Raw genomic sequence first — 18,201 nt, 5'->3', positions numbered from 1 at the left:
CCGTGTTGAGCTGAGCCCTTCTTTCAGCGCAGGGCCTGTTCCAGTTCCTCCCTGTGCCGCGCGACCCAGTCGTGCGCGGCGCGTACCTGCTCGACCACGCCGTCCGCGCGCAACCTGACCGCGTGTGGCATCCCCGCCTCCGCGTCCGCCTCGATGCCGCGCCTGCAGCGGTCCTGCCACCACAGGACGGTGTCCACCAGTTCGCCCCGGTCGGCGGCCGGCCCGTAGGCGTCGCAGATCACCCGCATCCTGCGGGCCGCCGTGCCGGGTTCCGCGCCCGGACCCAGGCCGGCGTACTGCCAGCAGACGTGCGCCACGTCGTGGATCCGCCGCCCCGGCCCCGCGAGGTCCCAGTCGATGAACGCCACGGGCCGCAGCCCCGCGCCGTCGTCGCGGTAGACGGTGTTCTTCGGTGACAGGTCGTTGTGGCAGGCGACCTCGGCGTCCCCGGCCAGCGGGGTGCCGGCGGTCAGGTCGTGGAACCGCCGTACCAGCTCCGCCGCCAGGGCCAGGCTCTCGTCCGAGGTGACGCCGTCCGGCTGGGCCTCCTCCCAGGCCACGTGCCCCTCCACGTACGTCAGGATCTCGCGTCCCTGATCGTCGAGGCCGAGGAAGCGCGGCGCGCCCGGCCAGCCGTGCCGCTCGAACAGGCGCAGCAACGCATGGACGTACGCGGCGCCCGGGGCGGGTGGGCGGCGGACGGTGTCGCCGACGCGGATGACGGCGTTCACGAAACCGCCGGGGAGAGGTGTCTCGGACATGTGGTCCAGCTTGCCGGACGGCCGCCGCACGCGAAGCCCGGGCGTCATCCCCGACTTGAGAGTTCTGGCCGTTCTCAGCGGGAAGTTCCTGGTCAAAGTCTCAAATAGCACTTCAATGAGACGATTGAAGGCAGGAAATCAGCGAGAAAGAGGTTCCGCATGACCGAGAAGGACATCATCGAGTTCGTGAGCGGCCTGGCCGAAACCATCGCCTTCACCGCGGGGCCGGACGGCGAGGCCCCGGAGGTGGCGTGGGGGGACACGTTCATCTTCTACGCCCCGGAGGGCCGGGTGCCCACCGACGGGCGCCTGCCGTACGCGACGATCGTGACCAAGGACTACGACGGGTTCGACACCGCCTCCGACCTCAACCGGCCCGGCGTCTTCCGGCTGAACGTGGCCGTCGGCCGGGAGGTGTTCGAGCGGCTCATCGGCCACCCGCCCGCGGCCCACGCCGAGCACCACGACGGCACCGACTACCGCGTGATCAACCAGGTCATTCCCAACCCGCTGTACTTCAAGCAGGGATGGATCTCCATCCTGAACCCGGGCGAGGACGAGGAGAGCGTGCGACGTACCCGGACCCTCCTGAGCGACGCGCACGAGCGCGCCGCCAAGCGCCACCGGCCGCGTCCGGCCAAGTGATCCTCCCCGTGGCCGTTTCCCGAACGGCCTTGCCAGCCTGCGATGCGTGGTCATACGGTCACCCTTAGCATTCGCCCGGCTGGAGGAGGCGCTGTGAGCAGGCACGACGGCGGGACCCGGCGAGGCTCACAGACGCTTCCGCACATTGCCTGGCGGCTGGAGGCGATGATCGCGGCCATCACGGAGCGGCGTGCCCCCGCCGCCGGCGCGATCCTGCGGGCCCTGCGGAAGGTTCCGCGCCACTGGTTCGTGCCCTCGCTCGGCCTCGCGCTCGGCGAGGACGGCTGCGCCGTGCCGATCGACCGCGACCGCGATCCGCCGGCCTGGTGGGACGCCGTCTACTCCGGCAAGCCGATCGCCACCCCGCTCGGCGCGTACGGCACCTCCTACACCTGCGTCAACCCGGCCCCCAGTGCCGCCGTCGACCTGCTCGAACTCCTCGACCCGCGCCCCGGGGACCGCGTGCTCGAAGTGGGCACGGGCAGCGGGTGGATCACCGCGCTGCTGTGCCGGCTGGCCGGCGAGCCGGGGCGCGTGACGTCGGTGGAGGAGGACGTCCGGGTGGCGGAGGCGGCCGCCAGGAATCTGGCCGCCGCCGGGGTGCGCCCGAACCTGGTCATCGACGACCGTCTGCGCGGGTGTCCCGAGCGGGGCCCGTACGACCGGGTGCTCGCGCCGTCCACGACGCCCGGGGAGTGGATCGGGCAGACGCGGCCCGGAGCGGTGATCGTCGCGGGCAGCGGGCGGGCCGTGCGGCTCGTGGTGACGGCCGGTCACAATGATGGGCACCTTAGGTAGTGGTTTAACTACTTTCCGCCATAGCCCCTGTATGGGAGGTTGAAGCGAAGCGAAAAGCCCGCTTACCAGAAAGGGGAAGGACATGGTTCACAACGAGCAGCAGCCCGTCTCGTACGAGCCTCCGTTCGTGGCCGAGGTCGGTGGGTTCGGTGAGCTCACGCGGGGCTGGGGCTGGGACGTGCCGGACTTCTTCGACTACATGGACATCTGGTAGAGCGGAGGCCCGGTGCGGAAGCTGAGCGGCGAGGAGTTCGCGGTGCTGCCCGACGGCGCCGCGGCGCGGACCGTCGCTGACGCGCTGGGTGGCGCGGTGGTGCTGGACCACCCGTCCGGCCGTCCGTGTCTGCTGAGCGCCTCCCCCGATGAGGTGGTGCACGCGCGGGCGGGCCGCGCCCGGCTGGCGGTGATCGGCTTCTGCCCGGTCACCGCCGGTCGGCTCCGGGAACTGGCCGCGGGCCTGCGCTGCCTGCGGGACGCCGACGCGGTGGCCGCGGCGTTGCCCGGCAGTTTCCATCTGGTCGCCGTGGTGGACGGGCGGGTCCGGGTGCAGGGCACCGCTTCGGGGATGCGGCGGGTGTACTACGCGCGGGCGCGCGGGCGAATCGTGGTCGCCTCCAACCGCGCCGCGCTGCTCGCGGAGCTGACCGGGGCGGGGCTCGACGACGACGCGCTGGCGGTGCGGCTGCTGGCCCGGGTTCCGCCGGTGCTGGCCGGGCCGCTGTGGGAGGGGGTCTCGTCGGTGCCCGCCGGCGACGCGATCCACCTGGATGCCTGCGGGGCTCGGGCGCGTACCTGGTGGCGGGCGCCGCAGGCCGGTCTGACGTTGCGGGAAGGGGCGCCCGCGGTGGCGGCGGCCCTGGAGTCGGCCGTGGCGGCCCGGGTGGGTGACGGGGCCGTGGTCGCCAGCGACCTGTCCGGCGGGCTGGATTCGACGCCCGTGAGCTTCCTGGCCTCGGCCGCGGCGGGGAGGCGGTCGGCGAAGCTGGTGACGTTCGGGCTCGGGGCGGACGATCCCGCGCAGGATGACAAGGAGTGGGCCACGCTGGCGCAGGCGTACCTGCCGGGTGAGCACGTGGTGGTCCACCCCTGCGAGTTGCCCGGCTGGTTCGCCGGAGTGGCCGAGCCCGTGGTCGGGCTGGATGAGCCGATGCGGTGGCTGCGGGCTCTGGGGCGCGCGCAGGCCACCGCGGCGCTGCTGGCCGAGCGGGGGGCGGCCGTGCATCTGACCGGGCACGGGGGCGACGAGGTCACCCTGCTGCCCGGTTGTTACCTGCATGACCTGGCGCGCCGCCATCCTGCGGCGCTCTGGCCCCATCTGCGGGAGCGGCGGGCCAGGACCCGGTGGCCGCTGACGGCCTGCGTCAGGGAGCTGGCCGATCGGCGTCCCTATGCCGCCTGGCTGGCCGGCCAGTCCGCGCTCCTCACCCGGGGGCCGGCTTCTCCTGATTTCGGGTGGGAGCCGCCGCTGCGTCTGCCCTCCTGGGCGACCCCGGCCGTCGCGGACGCGGTCCGCCGCCGGATCTCGGCCGCCTCCCGCGAGCCCTGCTCCCCCGTACGCGCCCAGCACCAGGCCCTGTCGAACGCCCGCGGCACCGCGGCCACCGTCCAGGGGCTGCAGACGTTGACCGCCCGCGCCGGCGCCGCCGTGCACGCCCCCTTCCTCGACGACCACGTCATCGCCGCCTGCCTGGCCGTCCGGCTGGACCAGCGGGCCGCGCCGGGGGTCTACAAGCCGCTCATGCTCGCCGCGATGCGGCCGGTCATGCCGCCCGAGTGCCTGCGGCGTACCACCAAGGGGGCGTTCTCGGCCGGCTTCTACCAGGGGTTGCGCCGCCATCGCGATCAGCTTCTGGCGTTGCTCGACGGGTCGCTGCTGGTGCGGCGCGGGCTGGCCGACGCGGACGCGCTGCGCCGGGCCTGCGCGCACGATCCGCCCGACGCCGGGCCGAGCATGCTGGCCCTGGACGTGTTCATCGCCGCCGAGAACTGGCTGCGTGCCCTGCCCTTGAGCGGAGGTGCCCGTGCGACTGCGTGAGGAGGTCACCCTCACCCCGATCGGTGCGGAGTGGGCGGTGCTGCTGGATGAGCGTAAGGGGCGTTATTACCAGCTCAATCCCACGGCGTACGCGTTGTTGCGGCTGCTGCTCGACGGCGCGGCCCCCGAGCAGGCCGCCGCGCGACTGGTCGACTGGTGCCCGGACGCGGCCGGCCGGGCCGAGCGGGACACGGCGGGGCTGGTCGCGTACCTGACCGGCGCCGGGCTGTTGTGGGACGAGGGATGAGCAGGTGGGAGTGCGGATGAGTGTGCCGTTCACGTCTGAGCCGCGGCCCAGGGTGGCCTGGTATCGGCGGCCCGCCGTCTGGGTGGTCGTCGGGATCGCGCATCTGCTCGCCCGCGAGCCCCCGTCACGCATCCGCGCCGCGCTCACGCTGGCCCGGCGCGGCGCCCGTCCCGCCACCGCCGGTCAGGCCAAGACCGCGCGGGACGCGGTGGTCGCGGTGAGCGTGTCCTGCGCGGGCGAGGGCTGCCTGCCGCGCTCGATCGCCGCGGCGCTGTTGTGCAGGCTGTGGTACGGGGCGTGGCCGACGTGGCGCACGGGGGTACGGCTGCATCCGTTCGCCGCGCACGCGTGGATCGAGGCCGACGGCCACCCGATCGGCGAGCCGCCCGCCCGCTACGAGCCCACCCTCACCGTCCCACCCGCCTACCATTACTGAGGACTCCCTCGTTATTGCGGCGACATATAGCCCTTTTGCGCCATATTCACCGGATCCCTCTTGACTTAATTCGCATGGACTCCATGATTAGTCGCAAGCCAGACACCCCTCAGCCGGCTTGCCTAGGAGCCCCATGCCCAAGCTCGCACGCAGCCTCACCCTCCTGCTCGCCCTCCTCTGCGGGTCGATCCTGTTCTCCCCGCTACCGGCGTCGGCCGCCATCACCGGCCAGTCGGCCACGAACACGGCGACCACGGTGACGTACCGGTTCGCCTACACCGGCAGCCCCGCACACACCCGCACCTACGTCGACACCGACCGCAACCCCGCGACCGGCTTCGCCCAGGGCGGCGTGGGCGCGGACTTCTTACTGGAGAACGCCTCCCTCTACCGCCACAACGGCGGCGGCTGGAACTGGACGCCGGTGCGCTCGGTCACCCACTCCGCCACCGGCGGCACCGCGACGTGGACGCTCCCGCGGGCGGACCTCGGCGAGGGCGCCACGCCGAACGACGCCGACCTCGTCTTCCAGGTCGAGTCCCCGCTGGAGACCTCCGCCAAGTACACGCACGTCTACAGCGGCGGGAACGGGGGCGGCGGCTCCGTCACGTACACGCCCACGACCGCCGACTTCGCCAACCCCGAGCGCGGCCTCTACCACCACACCGGAGACTGCGACAAGAACGACTTCTCCCTCGAAACCCTGCGCGGCTACCGCACCAGCCAGAACATCTCGCTGGTGATGTGCGTGTTCTACCTGGCCGAGTACAAGACCACCGCGATCGGCCAGGCCGCGCTGGCGCAGTTGCAACAGCAGCTCGACACCGTACGGGCGGCGGGCCTGAAGATGGTCCTGCGCTTCGCCTACACCACCTCCACCGACGGGGCCGACGCCACCAAGGACCGCGTCCTGGCCCACCTGGACCAGCTCGCCCCCTACCTGAACGCGCACAAGGACGTCATCTACGTCATGCAGGCCGGGTTCATCGGAGCGTGGGGCGAGTGGTACTACACCCAGAACTTCGGCAACGCCGGCACCGTCACGGCGGCGGACTGGGCCAACAGGAAGGCCGTGGTGGACAAGCTCCTCAGCGTGCTGCCCTCGACCCGGATGGCGCAGCTGCGCACGCCGAAGTTCAAGCGCACGATGTACTCCACCAGCCCCGTCACCGCAGGCCAGGCCCACGGCGGCTCGTCGGTGGCGCGCCTTGGGCACCACAACGACTGCTTCCTGGCCAGCCCGGACGACTTCGGCACCTACGAGAACGCGGCCGTGGAATACCCGTACCTGGAGGCCGAGACGCAGTACGTGGCCATGGGCGGCGAGACGTGCAACCCCAACCCGCCGCGCTCGGACTGCCCGACCGCCAAGGACGAGCTGTCGCGCTTCCACTACTCCTACCTGAACACCGACTACCACACTGGCGTGCTCGCGAGCTGGAACACCGGCGGCTGCCTGGCGGAGATCACCCGCAACCTCGGCTACCGCTTCACCCTGCAGAACGGCACCTACCCGGCCACGGCGACACGCGGGGGCGCCCTGCCGATCAGCTTCACCCTCAGGAACGACGGCTACGCCTCCCCCTTCAACCCGCGCGGCCTTGAGCTGGTCCTGCGCAACACCTCCACCTCGGCGCTGCACCGCCTGCCGCTGTCCGCCGATCCGCGCAAGTGGCAGGCGGGCGCCACCAAGACGGTCACCCAGACACTCACCGTGCCCACGTCCGTCCCCGCCGGCACCTACGACCTCCTGCTCAACCTGCCCGACCCACTGCTGCCTTCGCGGGCCGAGTACTCGATCCGGCTCGCCAACGAGAACACCTGGGACGCGGGCACCGGCATGAACCGCCTCCTGCACACGCTCACCATCAACTGACCCCTCCCACCCGGCCCGCCGCTCCCGGGCGGCGGGCCATCACCAGGAGTTGGAAGGAGCGGTCCACAGCCGGTCCGCGGGCATCACATAAAGCCTGTCGTCGTGCCTGAACGACTGCTGACCCAGGTTGAGCAGGACACCACCCACGAAGTCGGCGCCGAGCTTGTCCCTGAGCAGGCGGAGACCGCGAAAGTCGGCTTCCTCGATCGAGGATTTCGCCTTGACCTCGACGCCGACGACCTCACCCTCGCTCGACTCGATCACGAGGTCCACCTCGTGCTGCTGACGGGTTCGAAAGTGGCTGAACTGCACCACGGATTCGGCCCACCCCGCTTGCTTGATCAACTCATTGACCACGAACGTTTCGACCACCTTGCCGAACTCGGTCAGCGTCGCCGGGTCACGGCGATTGAGCTTTCTCTGGCTGACACCGAGAAGATGTGCGGCAAGCCCGCTGTCGATGAGGTGGACCTTCGGCGTTCTGCTCACCTTGCCGCTCAGGGTACGGCCGTAGGATTCGAGCCGATGCGCGAGGAAGACGGACTCCAGCAATGTGATGTAGTCACCGACCATGCGCTGATCGAGCCCTACCTGCCGCGCGATGTCCGCGGCGCTCACGGTGCTCGTGGTGCGCGCGGCGAGGTGACGCAGGATGAGTGGCAGAACGTGACGCTGTCTGACCTTCCTTATCTCCAGCACGTCACGGTCGATCACCATGTCGACGAAATCCTTGAACCAGCGACCGCGTTCGGCATCCGGCAGCTCCAAAGCCATGGGAAACCCGCCGGCGAGGATCATGCCAGGATCGTCCGGTGGGTTAAATCGTTTGACGGGGTGGGCCGGTGATCGGGAGGATCGGCTTTCGTGCGGATCGAGTTCTCAAGATTCACCCCCGACGAGGCGGACGCGCTGGTCGAGTTCCTGCTCAGCGATCCATGGCCCTTCCATGCGGGCGTCCAGCAGGAGGAGGCCATCCGGCGGCGCGTCGCCGACGGGGTCTACGACGACGAGGAGAACCGGACGTTCTGGTTGCTGGCCGACGGGGAACGGGCCGGGCTGGTACGCCTGATGGACCTCACCGAGCCGACGCCCATGTTCGACCTGCGCATCCGGAGCGAATGGCGCGGCCGGGGGCTGGGGACGGCGGCCGTCAGATGGCTGACCTCCCACCTCTTCGAGGAATACCCCGAGGTGACGCGGATCGAGGGCAACACCCGGCAGGACAACCGGGCGATGCGGGCCGTCTTCCGCCGGTGCGGGTATGCGAAGGAGTCCCACTACCGGGATGCCTGGCCTTCGCCGGACGGAACGGTGTACGACTCGGTCGGCTACGCGATCCTGCGACGCGACTGGCTCACCGGGACGGTCACGGTTCCCGATTGGAACGACGAGGCCGAGCCTGCCGGTCAGTCATCGGGGAAAGAGAAGTAGAGCCAGTCGCTGTAGAACGAGGCGAAGTGGTTCTCCCAGTCGGCGCGGACGGATGCGAGCCACTGGTCGTTCTCACCGGCCAGGGCCGCTTCGGCCTGCGCCACGGCATCCGGGATGTCATGGGCGACCAGGCCGCGTACCGCCTCCTCAGCATCGTCGCCGCCCAGTGAGACGATCTCACCGGTCTCCAGCAGGAAATACTTCCCCTGCTGCTTGCTCAGGTGGGTCATGGTCTTGTCGGCGCATTCGGTGAAGGCGCCGCCCTCAAGCCCTTGACCCACCACTCGGAGGAGGGCGCCGAGCAGTTCCACGCCACCGGTGAAGTCCGCGGCGATGCAGACGGGTGCGTTCCAGATCATCGAGGGAACGACGGACGTCCCGCGTCCCACCAGCAGTTTGTGGGCGAGCGGGATGCTCCAGTTGTGTTCGGAGATGCACCGCACCGGCTTCGGAGTGACCTCCGTGGTGGGCAGCGAGTCGGCGCTGTAGAGGTAGGAGCGGTTAGCCATGGCGGCGACCCTAGCAACGGACACCGACGCTTTGCCGCGCGACCCGTTCGGCCAGCCTCGCACCGGCCACCACGAGGGCGCCCTGTTCGTGGCGCGACGAGGTCGTCAGGCGGCTTGAGGAGTTCGCTGCCGGTGTGGCCGGAGCTCAGCGCACGAAGGTCGCCATGCGTACGAAACCGCGAAACCCCACCGACTCGTAGGTCCTGCGCGCCATGGGATGGGGCCGTCGTCACCCCGGGGCGCGCCCAGCCAGTCGAGCTCCGCGCGTGCCGGGACGCTGCGCCCACGCGACGACCTGACCGTCGTGCTCCCACAACGACGTGGGCCACTCCGGCTCCCTGCCGACGTGCTGGAAGCGGGACCAGGCCAGGTCTCCGATGTGCCAGCGGCTCCCGGGCGACCAGAGCCGCCGGGTCAGGCCCTGCATCGCACGCAGGTCGCCGGGGCCTTCATAGTCGCGCCGTCTCAGCCGGCGAATCCTACTGTCCTCAGTGCCACCGGCTGATCAGTCCATGTCGATGTCGTCGAGGATGCGGAGCAGGCGGGACAGGACACGCAGGCAGGCGTCGATCTCGGCCTCGGTCAGGTCGCCGCCCACCTGGCGCAGCACCCTGCGCTCACGTTCCCTTACGGCGTCGATGGCCGCCCGGCCCTCTCCGGTGAGCCGGATGAGCGAGGACCTCTTGTGCGCCGGGTTGGCGGTGAACTCGACCAGCCCGCGCTCGGCCGCGTCGTTGACCATGCGCTGGACGAACTGACGGCTCAGCGCCTGGGCCCGGCCCATCTGCGGGACGGTCATCGGGCCCTCTTCGCGGAGCAGGTTGAGCACGGCCCGCACCCCGACCGACAGCCCTTCGATGGGAGCGTCCAACTCGACCTTGCGCAGGGAACGCCGGTACAGCGGCCCCACCAGGTCGAACACCTCGGTCAGCCGGTCGGTCAGCTCTTCGCTCTCGCCCATCGCTCCATCATGACACCTAGGTTGTCATACTCGCGCAAAGATGACACCTTAGTTGTCATGAAAAATCTGTTCTGGATCGATCGCGGCACCGGCCGCCCACTCGTACTGCTGCATGGCGGGTTCCTGGATCACGGCATGTGGGAGGACCAGATTCCGGTCCTCGCCGCCCGGCACCGGGTCATCGCGCCCGACTCGCGCGGCCACGGCCGCTCCGCCAACGCCACCGAGCCGTTCCGGCTCTGCGACGATCTCGCCGCGCTGCTGCGGCACCTGGACACCGGGCCCGCGATCCTCGTCGGGGTCTCCATGGGGGCGGGGACCGCGGTCGACACGGCGCTGGAGCATCCGGACCTGGTCAGCGCCGTGGTCGTGACGGGAGCCGGGGCCAGTGAGCCGTATTTCGAGGACGCCTGGACCAAGCAGGCGCTGGCCACGTGGCACGGAGCCATGGCCGTCGGCGATCTGGAGGCTTCCGTGGAGGCGTTCACGGTGCTCGGCATGGGGCCGCGTCGCGACCTTGACGATCTCGACCCCATCGTCGTGAGCCGGGTGATGCGGATGGCCAGGAGCACGATGTCGAAGCACTCCGTCGGCGAGGCCGATCACCATGTGCCGGTGACCGGCCCGTGGGAACGGATCTCGTCGATCCGGGTGCCGGTGCTGGCCATCCACGGGGGCGCCGATTCGCCTGATCACATCGAGATGGCGGAACGGCTCGTACGGGCCGTGGATGACGGGCGTTCTGTGACGGTTGACGGGACCGGCCACTATCCGAACATGGAACGGCCCGAGGTCTACGACAAGGTGCTGCGGGAGTTCCTGGACACCCTCATCACATGAGGGTGTAGTCCTGCAGCGTCGGCGGCCAGTACGCCTCCTCTCCCTCCATGGCCCCCGGCTCGTAGGTGTGCAGTTCCAGCGAGAGGTCGTCGGCGCACCAGTAGGGCGCGAGGTCGGGCGCGTCCTTCCCGCACCACAACTGCCGGTCCCGCTGGATCACGTAGGCGAAGTAGGCGTAGGACTCGATGCTCCGGTGGGTGACGCGGGTGGTCTCCAGGTCCTCGTGCACCTCGTGGACCAGGCCGGTGGCGCCGTCCAGGAAGAGGTACCAGGTGTGCAGGTCGTCGACCGCGAAGACGGCGGCGACGTCGCAGGGCAGGGCGGCGCGCAGTTCCTCCACCGCGTCGCCGGACTCGGCGACGGACACGGTGAAGCGTCCCTCGTCCTGCGTCCAGTCGGCGCCCTGCACGCCCTGCGCGGGCAGGCCCACCTCGGTCAGGAAACGGCGGGTCGGCTCGTGGGTGATCGCGGGATGCAGTTCGCCGGGGGCCGTCCGGATGACGCCGGCCTCGCCGTACAGGCTCTCCAGCAGTTCACGGGTGACGGCGACCGCCGGCCGCCGCAGCGGTAGCGGCTCGATCGCCTCCCGCTCGCCGCCGCCTCCGACTCGCTCGTGCGCGGCCAGATACGTCTGTACGTACGACGGATGCGGCAACTCCTCCGAAACCGGCCAGCCGCGTACGACGGCCACCAGTTCGCGGTGCGCCTCGGTGGGCGGGGCGACGGCCTCGGCCAGGGCGGGCAGGCCCACGGCGTACGCGGGCACACCGGGCTCGGCGAGCGGCAGCAGAGCGGCGGCCTCCTCGACGGCCCGGGCCGCCGCGTCCGGATCGTCGCGGTGCCGGCCGCAATGCAACAACCGCCAGGTGTACGGGCCGATCGGGGCAAAGGTGAGCGCCAGCGTGCCGACGGCGGCGCGGGCGGCCGGCGACACACCGTCCAGCCAGGCGCGGGCCACGCGCTCGGCAAGAGGCAGGCCGGGGCCAGGATCGGCGCCCCTGGCGCGGGCGGCGACGGCGGCGGGCGCCGGGGAGGGGTAGAGCTGGTGCGCGCCGAAGGGAGAGCCGTTCCCGGCGAGCTCGGCCTCGTACCAGCGGGTGAAGGCGGCCCGGTCGGTGCAGCGCGGATCGTCCAGGTCCAGCACGAAGACCGGCTCTTCCGGCGCCTCCCGCAGGACGGCGGCGGCGTCCTCGCATTCCACGAGCAGACGGACGCGCCGGTCGGCGGCCAGCGGGCGGACCAACCCGGCGAGAACGGCTTCGGGGTCGGCGCCGCGGTGCGGGTCCGCGATCGTGATCAGCAGGTCCCGGCCGAGGCCGGTCAGGTCGTCACCCTGACGCGGGGACCTCCCGGCATCGATCTTGAGCTGGCGGGCCAGATCACGCACGGCCTCCGCCACGCTCAGGCCGCGCAGGCAGGCGGCGGCCTCCGTCGCCTCGGTGCCCGGCGGGTTGTAGGCGTCGTAGCCCGACCAGTAGCCCGCGTCGGAGTTGGTGAACCAGGCCAGCAGGTGGGTCTTGCCCGAGCCCGGCGAGCCGGTGACGACGCAGATCCGCGGCCCGTGCGGGTCCTCGTGCCAGCGCAGCAACGCCTGGGCGGCGGGCGCGCGACCGGCCGTGACCTCGCGGCGGATACCGGCCTCCGGCCGCTGCTCCGCCCAGGCGGGCAGGTCGCCGGCGAGATAGTCGGGCACCGCGGGCACTTCGCTGCGAACCCGCAGCCCTTGGACGGCCTCGCGGGCGAGCCGCCCGGCAGCCGCGTGGTGCTCGGCCATCCGCGCCGCGGTGCCCGCCCACGCCGCGCGTACCTCCTGCACACAAGGTCTGTCCTTGTGACGGATCAGGCGCATGGTGTTGTCACCGCCGTGCCCGTCGGCCAGATCGCGCAGCCCCTGGAAGAACTCCCGCTGGCCGGCGCGTAACTCCAGAACCAGGTCACGCAGTTCCCCCGCCTGGGGGTGGTCGTGCAGTTCGGCCAGCACCCCGTCGAAGCCGGCCGATCGCAGGTCCGGCCAGGGCAGCCCGACGACGCGGAAGGCGGTGTGGAGGTCCGGGGGCAGGTCGCGTGGCAGATCCATGATCTCGGAAGCTTAGCGGCCGGCGATCAGGGCGTTCGCAGGGCGTGATGACATGGGGCACAACGACGGCGAATCGTCGCGCCCCATGCTTTCGCCGCGTCTAACAGCCGCTCACGGGAGTCTGAGTCAGACCGCGTACCTGCAGAGCAGCGCCTGGCTGGCGCCCTGGGCGTGGCCGAGGTAGGTGGCGGTGGGGTAGAGGTAGGCGCACGCGGCGGAGGCGCTGCCGGTGCCGATGTAGGTGGTGCCGGATCCGCCGGTGCTCCAGCGGTAGCAGCCCAGGCTGCCGTTGTAGAAGCCGATGGTGGAGGAGGGGTTGACCTGGGCGGCGCAGTAGCCGCCGAGGGAGATCGGGCTGTGGACGACCTCCACGGTCGCCGCGTGCGCGGTGGAGGAGGAGAGGGAGACGGTGGCGAGCGTGGCTAACGTGGCGGCGAGGAGGACGAGGACACGACGGATCACGGGGACCTCCGGGAAGTAGGGCGCCGAGTCGGCAGGGGCAGGGCAGCACGCGCGCCGGCGACCATGGTGAGCGACGCGCACCGTGACGACCTGCGTTGATCGCAGTATTAAATAGGAAAGCTTCTTATGCAATGGCTGTTTTCTCGCCTTCGCTTGGCGGTTGGTAACCGTGCAGCGGGCTCGGGATGCGACCATTGGCGTCACCGTCAGTCGGCCTGAGCTACAGCGTCGCCGCCGCCAGGGTACGATCGGCGCCGCCAAGGCCCACCTGGAGGACACCGCGCTCCTCCTGGACCGGCAGCTCCGGCCGGCCGGTGGACGGGCCCTGACGTCGGTCAACGGCGCCGCCGTCACGCAGGCGTCCACCGCCATCCCGGGCATCGCCCTCTACACCGGCCTGCTGCGCGGCGTGCTCGGCGAGCGCATGCACTCCCCCATCGCCCAGTCGATCGAGCTGTGGGACCAGCTCACCGGCGCCCGGCCGCTCCGGTTCGACGACGAGGGGCGTCTGCGCCTGGACGGCTGGGAGCTGGACCCCGCCGTCCAGGAGCAGGTGAGCGAGCGTTGGGAGCAGGTGACCGCGGACAACATCGGCGACCTCGCCGACATCGGCTGGTTCACCGGCGAGATCCACCGCCTGTACGGGTTCGACGTGCCCGGCGTCGACTACACCGCCCCCTGCGAGCCGGACCTCCCCTGGCCGGCCTGAAATCGGCCGTCGAGACCTCAGTTGATCGTCACATCGTCACGAGGCGCCGTCAGCCGGCTTCCAGAACGAAGAACAGGAAGTTCAGGAACCTCGTGCCGGTGATCTCGCGGAGTTCGTCGGGGAACAGTTCGCGGGCCTCCGGCACGAACGGCGGTTCACTGATGACGCTGATACGAAAGCCGGCCGCGCCGAAGGCCTCGGTCATCTCGTGCAGCGGCCGGTCCCAGAAGCTCATCTGGGCACTCTGCCCGCCCATGGTCCATTCTTCGTCATCACGACGGACTCTAGCCGTTGATCTTTGCCTTCGTCCCAGTTCGCGCGAATCACGACCCATTACGCCTAACGGGCAGTGGCGGCGAGGTCATATCGGTTTCCGGGAGCCGGCCAGGCTCGCCTCGCCGCGAACTCATCCAGCATCCGGTCATGTGCTTTGAGATCATGACTGTACTCGCTGCGGCGAATCGAGCCGTTGGCCTCTACCCCCAGGGAAAATGAACTCTTTCACCTACGTCGAATCAGCCGAGTCCCATCCCGAGATTCCACTCCTCGGCGGTGATGTCACCGAGGGGGTCGTGCGGGTCGGCGACACCGTACGCCGGTCGATCGGCCCCAGCGCCCCGCTCGTCCACGCGCTGCTGTGCCATCTGGAGGCAGCCGGATTCGCGGGCGCGCCGCGCTTCCTCGGCATCGACGCGGCCGGGCGCGAGGTGCTGACCTTCGTTCCCGGTGAGGTCGCCGGACGGCCGAGGCCGCCATGGATCGCCGACGAGGAACGGCTGGCCTCCGTCGGGCGCCTCGTACGCGACTACCACGCCGCTGTCGCGGATTTCGTCGTGCCCGACGGGGTGCGGCCCGGCCTCGGGGTGTCGATGCCACCGGACATGCCCCCGGCGCCCCCGTACCCGGTTGAGCTGGTCGGGCACGCCGACTACACGCCGGACAACATCGTGTTCCGGGATGGCAGGGCGGCCGCATTGATCGACTTCGACCTCGCCAAGCCGACCACACGGGTGGATGAGGTGGCCAACGCGATGATGTACTGGGCGCCGCTGTGCGACCCCGTCGATGCCGACCCGCTGCTGCGGGAGGTGGACGTGCCGCGCCGCTGCAGGATTCTGGCCGACGCCTACGGGCTGGCGGACGTCGACCGTTCCCGGCTCGTCGAGGTGTTCGTGCTGCGGACCCGGCGGGCGTGGTTCTCGATGAGGCAGATCGCCGTGGAGCGGGGTGGTGGCTGGGCGCGGATGTGGGATGAGGGCGTCGGCGATGAGATCAAGCGGCGCGAGGCTTGGCTGGATCGCCATGGTGCGTCCATAGACGCGGCACTGAACGCACCATAACCACAGCAGGACCACGGCTTCCGTGAGCTGCTCTTCCTCCGGCGCGATAACGATTGCCGCTCCTCGTTGTCCACCGGCACCGCGTGCAGCACCATTTGGACGGTCTCCCCGACGTGCGCGCTGTGGAGCCGGATCGGGAGGTCGGTCATCGCCTCGGCCGTGCGCCGCGTACCCTCATCCACTCCTCCGAGCCGCACCGTGCACAGGGCATCATGCAATAACCGTCGCGGCGCCGGTGGCGTGGCATTCTCCGAGAACCGTGCCGCCGCACGACCGGTGAGAGCACTTCCCGAGCTTTCGCCGGAGCCATTGGCCGCGTCGAACAGGAAGTGCTCGATCGATCCGGCCACTTCTCCCAGTTATGTACACGGGCCGGTGTCGGTCTGGGTTCGCTGAGATGGGCGACCGTGCCGGGTCGTGATGATCGGCGACGTGCGTTCAGGCGTGGCTGGGCACCATCGATTCCAATTCGCGCACGGATCGACGGTCACGCTGTCCCTGCGGCACTGTGCGCAGCACTATCCGCGCCGTCTCCAGTACGTGATTGGTCCGGTAGGCGGCCGGAAGCCCATCCAGGACCTCAGCGGTGTGCCGGATGCCTTCGTCCACGCCGCCCCGCGCCACAGTGCACACGTCCTGGTGGAACAGAACGTTCGTCAGGACCTGGTACGAGTGCTCCGGAGCAAGGCGTTGCACCTGCTCGCGGGCCTCGGCAGCACCATCCTCATCGCCCGCGCAACCATGGACCCAGCTCTGGGCGAAGGGAATGGCGTCCTCCTTCCAAAATCCGAGTTCGTCTCCCTTGAGGCCGCGTTCCACGTGATCCACCAGCGATCGCAGCGTCTCCATAGCTTCCCGGTGACGACCCAGCATGGCCAGCGCCTCGGCCTCGGCCGTCATCATCCTCGGCCACGGGCGAGCGCTGATCCGCCTGGCTTGAGCGATCAAGTGCAGCACCGTATCGGGCGAGCGCTGCCCATAGAGGCCATGACCGGCTTCTTCCGCCCGGACCGTCAATTGCAGCGTCGCATCCTGGGAGGCGTCGGCCAGCCGCCGGGATGTGCGCCACCAGCGGATCGCCTCCCCGTGGCGTGCCAGGCGGGTGAGCGCGTTGGCCTGGATACAGGCCAACGTCGCAGCCGTTCTGTACAGCTCCTGGAGGTCAGTTGCCGGACACTGCGCCATCTGGCGGGCGAGGTCGTGAAGGTCGATCGCCAGATCCGACACCACCTGCGAGGGCGGGCGAGAACGCAGGGTGTGGAGGTGGTCGGTCCGGGCGATGTCCCAGTCCTCGATGCTGCGATGTGCGTACGCGGACAGGTCGAGCATCTGGCGGACCGTCTCGTTGTAGCCGAAGACTCCACCGAATCCGGCACCGGCGGCGAGGCGCAACAACTGTCTGCGTTCCGTGTCTTCCTCCTCCGCTCGCAGGAGAACCCTTTCCTCCAGCGTACGCAGACATGCCGTTTCTCCAGTAGATGGGCGAATACCTACATGAGCCTCATATGCCGCTACAAGCTCGCCATTTGCGGACAGAACCTCATCAAGTGCCATTGCCACTGACCGCGACGGTGCCCTTCGCCCGTTCTGCAGGTCGTGGACATGACTCTTGCTGACGTTCGCCAGGCGACCGATGACGCTCAGTGATTGGCTCCCGCGCAGTCGGCGGAGCATCTGACCGAAGGTCTCACCGTCGTAGTTCATGAGTTGCACCACTCCTGCCGTTACACGTCTGCGCACGTCAGCGAACGCCTCACGCCTGGATCTGACTGTCTGCGATCGACAGGCTACTACTGGCGCGCAAGGAGTTTTTCTTGAACCAACGGCAACACGCTGCACAAATCCAAATGAAGCCTCGAAGCCACATTTCACTAGCCGGAGATTCCCGCCATGCCCCCTTCCCAATGGCCAGATCTGTCCAATTGGATGGATGACACACTTCCTCGCGGCGAAATCCTCTACTCATGGGAAGCGCAGGAAAGTAACCATCGCGGCGCCGGTGGCGTGGCATTCTCCGGGAACCGTGCCGCCGCACGACTGATAAGTGCGCTTGCCGAGCTTTCACCCGGAGCTGACGGCCGCGTTGAGCAGGTGGCGCTCGATCGGTCCGCTCGCTTCCCCAGTTACGTGCACGGGCCGGTGTTGCTCTGGGCTCGTCGGGATGAGCGGACCGGCGAGATCGTGTGCCGCGAGCGGCGACTACATTCGCCTCGCCCATAACACCCTTGTCACCGACAGAAAGAGAATTTACGTGTTCAACCGCGTGCGGTCGGTACGCCGACGCTCAGCGTGCGTGGAGGCTTCACCCGGGAGCATGGGCATCCGCGGGGCTCGCCTGTCGCCAACGAATGGCGACTGACGACCATTCGACTTCCTGCTGGCAAACAGAACCGGTTGCTTTGCGGAAAGGCCCCCGACCTGGTCAGGTAGCAGGTTCGGGCTGATGATGTGTGATCATGTAAGGCGGCGTTGGCGTACCTGTTGCTGTGCGCGGCGCCCCGGACCGGCACTCCCACACTGGGCGTAGGCCTGATCTGAAGGAGCAATACGTACACCCTTGAAGTCAATCCAGTCAGCAGCGATCGAGTCCCGCTCGAAGCTGGTTGAGAGCCTCGGTTCTCCAGTAATCCCGGTCAGGGTACTGGTCGTCTCGGTACCAACGCATTGTCGTGACGCCTGCCCACATGAGGATCCGGAATTGGTGGACGAGGTCTTGGTCGGCCCCCGGATAGTGTTCTGCGACTTGTTCCGGGACATAAGCAAGGTCGTACTCGATCGGCCCCCGTTGGCATGTTCCGACGTCTATGAAGAGCGGCCCTGTACTGGTACTGAGCAGGTTTCCCGGATGCGGTTCACCGTGCAACAGTTGGTCGCTGGAACCCCAACCGCTAATCGCCGCACTTGAGCGGCTGAGTGAACCTATTTCAGGCTCACGCGGCTTGGGCAGCGCGATGGTTCTGAAGGACGGCGATGGCCTTACAGAGGTGGCCGGCCTTTGACGGGCTGCAGCGGAGCTTTCGGAGGATCTTCCAGCTTTTGAGCTGGGCGTTTGCGCGCTCGCCGGGTCCGCGGAG

General features: G+C 69.4%; 21 protein-coding genes and 1 pseudogene. 11 read left to right on the top strand and 11 right to left on the bottom strand.

The window, feature by feature from the left end:
* Positions 1–23: 23 nt before the first annotated feature.
* Positions 24–761, bottom strand: a complete 738-nt coding sequence (locus AB0I81_RS11715; RefSeq protein WP_360654007.1) for a phosphotransferase — start codon at positions 759–761, stop codon at positions 24–26.
* Between the two features lie 159 nt (positions 762–920).
* Between AB0I81_RS11715 and AB0I81_RS11710 the strand changes: the two genes are divergently transcribed.
* The 7 genes from AB0I81_RS11710 (at position 921) to AB0I81_RS11680 (ending at position 6,798) form a co-directional block, all read left to right on the top strand.
* Positions 921–1,406: a DUF6194 family protein gene (locus AB0I81_RS11710; protein WP_360654004.1), complete on the top strand. Its 486-nt coding sequence runs from the start codon at positions 921–923 to the stop codon at positions 1,404–1,406.
* Between the two features lie 93 nt (positions 1,407–1,499).
* Positions 1,500–2,204 carry a hypothetical protein gene (locus AB0I81_RS11705; protein WP_360654002.1) on the top strand — a complete coding sequence of 235 codons (705 nt, stop codon included), beginning with the start codon at positions 1,500–1,502 and terminating at the stop codon, positions 2,202–2,204.
* Between the two features lie 82 nt (positions 2,205–2,286).
* On the top strand, positions 2,287–2,418 hold the full coding sequence (locus AB0I81_RS11700; protein ID WP_360653999.1) for a lasso RiPP family leader peptide-containing protein: 132 nt from the start codon (positions 2,287–2,289) through the stop codon (positions 2,416–2,418).
* Between the two features lie 12 nt (positions 2,419–2,430).
* Positions 2,431–4,239 (top strand): asparagine synthase-related protein, encoded by a 1,809-nt coding sequence (locus tag AB0I81_RS11695; RefSeq protein WP_360653996.1) that lies wholly within the window; start codon positions 2,431–2,433, stop codon positions 4,237–4,239.
* The gene (locus AB0I81_RS11690; RefSeq protein ID WP_360653993.1) at positions 4,226–4,486 is read left to right on the top strand and encodes a lasso peptide biosynthesis PqqD family chaperone; all 261 of its coding nucleotides are present in this window, start codon (positions 4,226–4,228) and stop codon (positions 4,484–4,486) included. Before AB0I81_RS11695 ends, AB0I81_RS11690 begins: the two co-directional genes overlap by 14 nt.
* A gap of 16 nt (positions 4,487–4,502) precedes the next feature.
* Positions 4,503–4,922 (top strand): lasso peptide biosynthesis B2 protein, encoded by a 420-nt coding sequence (locus AB0I81_RS11685; RefSeq protein ID WP_360653990.1) that lies wholly within the window; start codon positions 4,503–4,505, stop codon positions 4,920–4,922.
* A gap of 133 nt (positions 4,923–5,055) precedes the next feature.
* Entirely contained in the window at positions 5,056–6,798 is a 1,743-nt protein-coding gene (locus AB0I81_RS11680; RefSeq protein WP_360653987.1) for a DUF4832 domain-containing protein, read from the top strand.
* A 39-nt stretch (positions 6,799–6,837) separates the two neighbouring features.
* On the opposite strand, the gene AB0I81_RS11675 is transcribed toward AB0I81_RS11680, so the two are convergent.
* The gene (locus tag AB0I81_RS11675; RefSeq protein WP_360653984.1) at positions 6,838–7,596 is read right to left on the bottom strand and encodes a DUF4143 domain-containing protein; all 759 of its coding nucleotides are present in this window, start codon (positions 7,594–7,596) and stop codon (positions 6,838–6,840) included.
* Positions 7,597–7,662: 66 nt separating this feature from the next.
* On the opposite strand from AB0I81_RS11675, the gene AB0I81_RS11670 reads away from it, so the two are divergent.
* Entirely contained in the window at positions 7,663–8,229 is a 567-nt protein-coding gene (locus tag AB0I81_RS11670) for a GNAT family N-acetyltransferase (RefSeq protein WP_360653981.1), read from the top strand.
* On the opposite strand, the gene AB0I81_RS11665 is transcribed toward AB0I81_RS11670, so the two are convergent.
* The 3 genes from AB0I81_RS11665 to AB0I81_RS11655 form a co-directional block, all read right to left on the bottom strand.
* Positions 8,205–8,738, bottom strand: a complete 534-nt coding sequence (locus AB0I81_RS11665) for a hypothetical protein (protein ID WP_360653978.1) — start codon at positions 8,736–8,738, stop codon at positions 8,205–8,207. The two genes, AB0I81_RS11670 and AB0I81_RS11665, sit on opposite strands and share 25 nt — an antisense overlap.
* 229 nt (positions 8,739–8,967) lie before the next feature.
* The gene (locus tag AB0I81_RS11660; RefSeq protein WP_360653975.1) at positions 8,968–9,165 is read right to left on the bottom strand and encodes a hypothetical protein; all 198 of its coding nucleotides are present in this window, start codon (positions 9,163–9,165) and stop codon (positions 8,968–8,970) included.
* A 78-nt stretch (positions 9,166–9,243) separates the two neighbouring features.
* Positions 9,244–9,699 (bottom strand): MarR family transcriptional regulator, encoded by a 456-nt coding sequence (locus tag AB0I81_RS11655; protein WP_360653972.1) that lies wholly within the window; start codon positions 9,697–9,699, stop codon positions 9,244–9,246.
* Between the two features lie 57 nt (positions 9,700–9,756).
* On the opposite strand from AB0I81_RS11655, the gene AB0I81_RS11650 reads away from it, so the two are divergent.
* Positions 9,757–10,539 carry an alpha/beta hydrolase gene (locus AB0I81_RS11650; RefSeq protein ID WP_360653969.1) on the top strand — a complete coding sequence of 261 codons (783 nt, stop codon included), beginning with the start codon at positions 9,757–9,759 and terminating at the stop codon, positions 10,537–10,539.
* On the opposite strand, the gene AB0I81_RS11645 is transcribed toward AB0I81_RS11650, so the two are convergent.
* The gene (locus AB0I81_RS11645; protein ID WP_360653966.1) at positions 10,532–12,616 is read right to left on the bottom strand and encodes an SUKH-4 family immunity protein; all 2,085 of its coding nucleotides are present in this window, start codon (positions 12,614–12,616) and stop codon (positions 10,532–10,534) included. The genes AB0I81_RS11650 and AB0I81_RS11645 overlap by 8 nt on opposite strands.
* Positions 12,617–12,742: 126 nt before the next feature.
* The gene (locus tag AB0I81_RS11640; RefSeq protein WP_360653963.1) at positions 12,743–13,078 is read right to left on the bottom strand and encodes a hypothetical protein; all 336 of its coding nucleotides are present in this window, start codon (positions 13,076–13,078) and stop codon (positions 12,743–12,745) included.
* A 169-nt stretch (positions 13,079–13,247) separates the two neighbouring features.
* Between AB0I81_RS11640 and AB0I81_RS11635 the strand changes: the two genes are divergently transcribed.
* Positions 13,248–13,787: a hypothetical protein gene (locus AB0I81_RS11635; protein WP_360653960.1), complete on the top strand. Its 540-nt coding sequence runs from the start codon at positions 13,248–13,250 to the stop codon at positions 13,785–13,787.
* 49 nt (positions 13,788–13,836) lie between these two features.
* Here AB0I81_RS11635 and AB0I81_RS11630 read toward each other — a convergent pair whose 3' ends face one another.
* Positions 13,837–14,022, bottom strand: coding sequence for a hypothetical protein (locus tag AB0I81_RS11630; protein WP_360653957.1), 186 nt, complete (start codon positions 14,020–14,022; stop codon positions 13,837–13,839).
* Positions 14,023–14,278: 256 nt separating this feature from the next.
* Between AB0I81_RS11630 and AB0I81_RS11625 the strand changes: the two genes are divergently transcribed.
* Complete coding sequence (locus AB0I81_RS11625; RefSeq protein ID WP_360653954.1) at positions 14,279–15,127, top strand: phosphotransferase; 849 nt, start codon at positions 14,279–14,281, stop codon at positions 15,125–15,127.
* Between the two features lie 438 nt (positions 15,128–15,565).
* On the opposite strand, the gene AB0I81_RS11620 is transcribed toward AB0I81_RS11625, so the two are convergent.
* The 3 genes and pseudogenes from AB0I81_RS11620 to AB0I81_RS11610 form a co-directional block, all read right to left on the bottom strand.
* On the bottom strand, positions 15,566–16,831 hold the full coding sequence (locus AB0I81_RS11620) for a helix-turn-helix transcriptional regulator (protein ID WP_360653951.1): 1,266 nt from the start codon (positions 16,829–16,831) through the stop codon (positions 15,566–15,568).
* 868 nt (positions 16,832–17,699) lie between these two features.
* Positions 17,700–17,993 carry a phosphotransferase gene (locus AB0I81_RS11615; RefSeq protein WP_360655508.1) on the bottom strand — a complete coding sequence of 98 codons (294 nt, stop codon included), beginning with the start codon at positions 17,991–17,993 and terminating at the stop codon, positions 17,700–17,702.
* 64 nt (positions 17,994–18,057) lie between these two features.
* Positions 18,058–18,201: pseudogene (locus AB0I81_RS11610) on the bottom strand (IS5/IS1182 family transposase); the annotation flags it as partial.

Source organism: Nonomuraea sp. NPDC050404 (assembly GCF_040655495.1).
GTDB lineage: Bacteria > Actinomycetota > Actinomycetes > Streptosporangiales > Streptosporangiaceae > Nonomuraea.
This window is presented reverse-complemented; position numbering and strand designations above follow the sequence as displayed.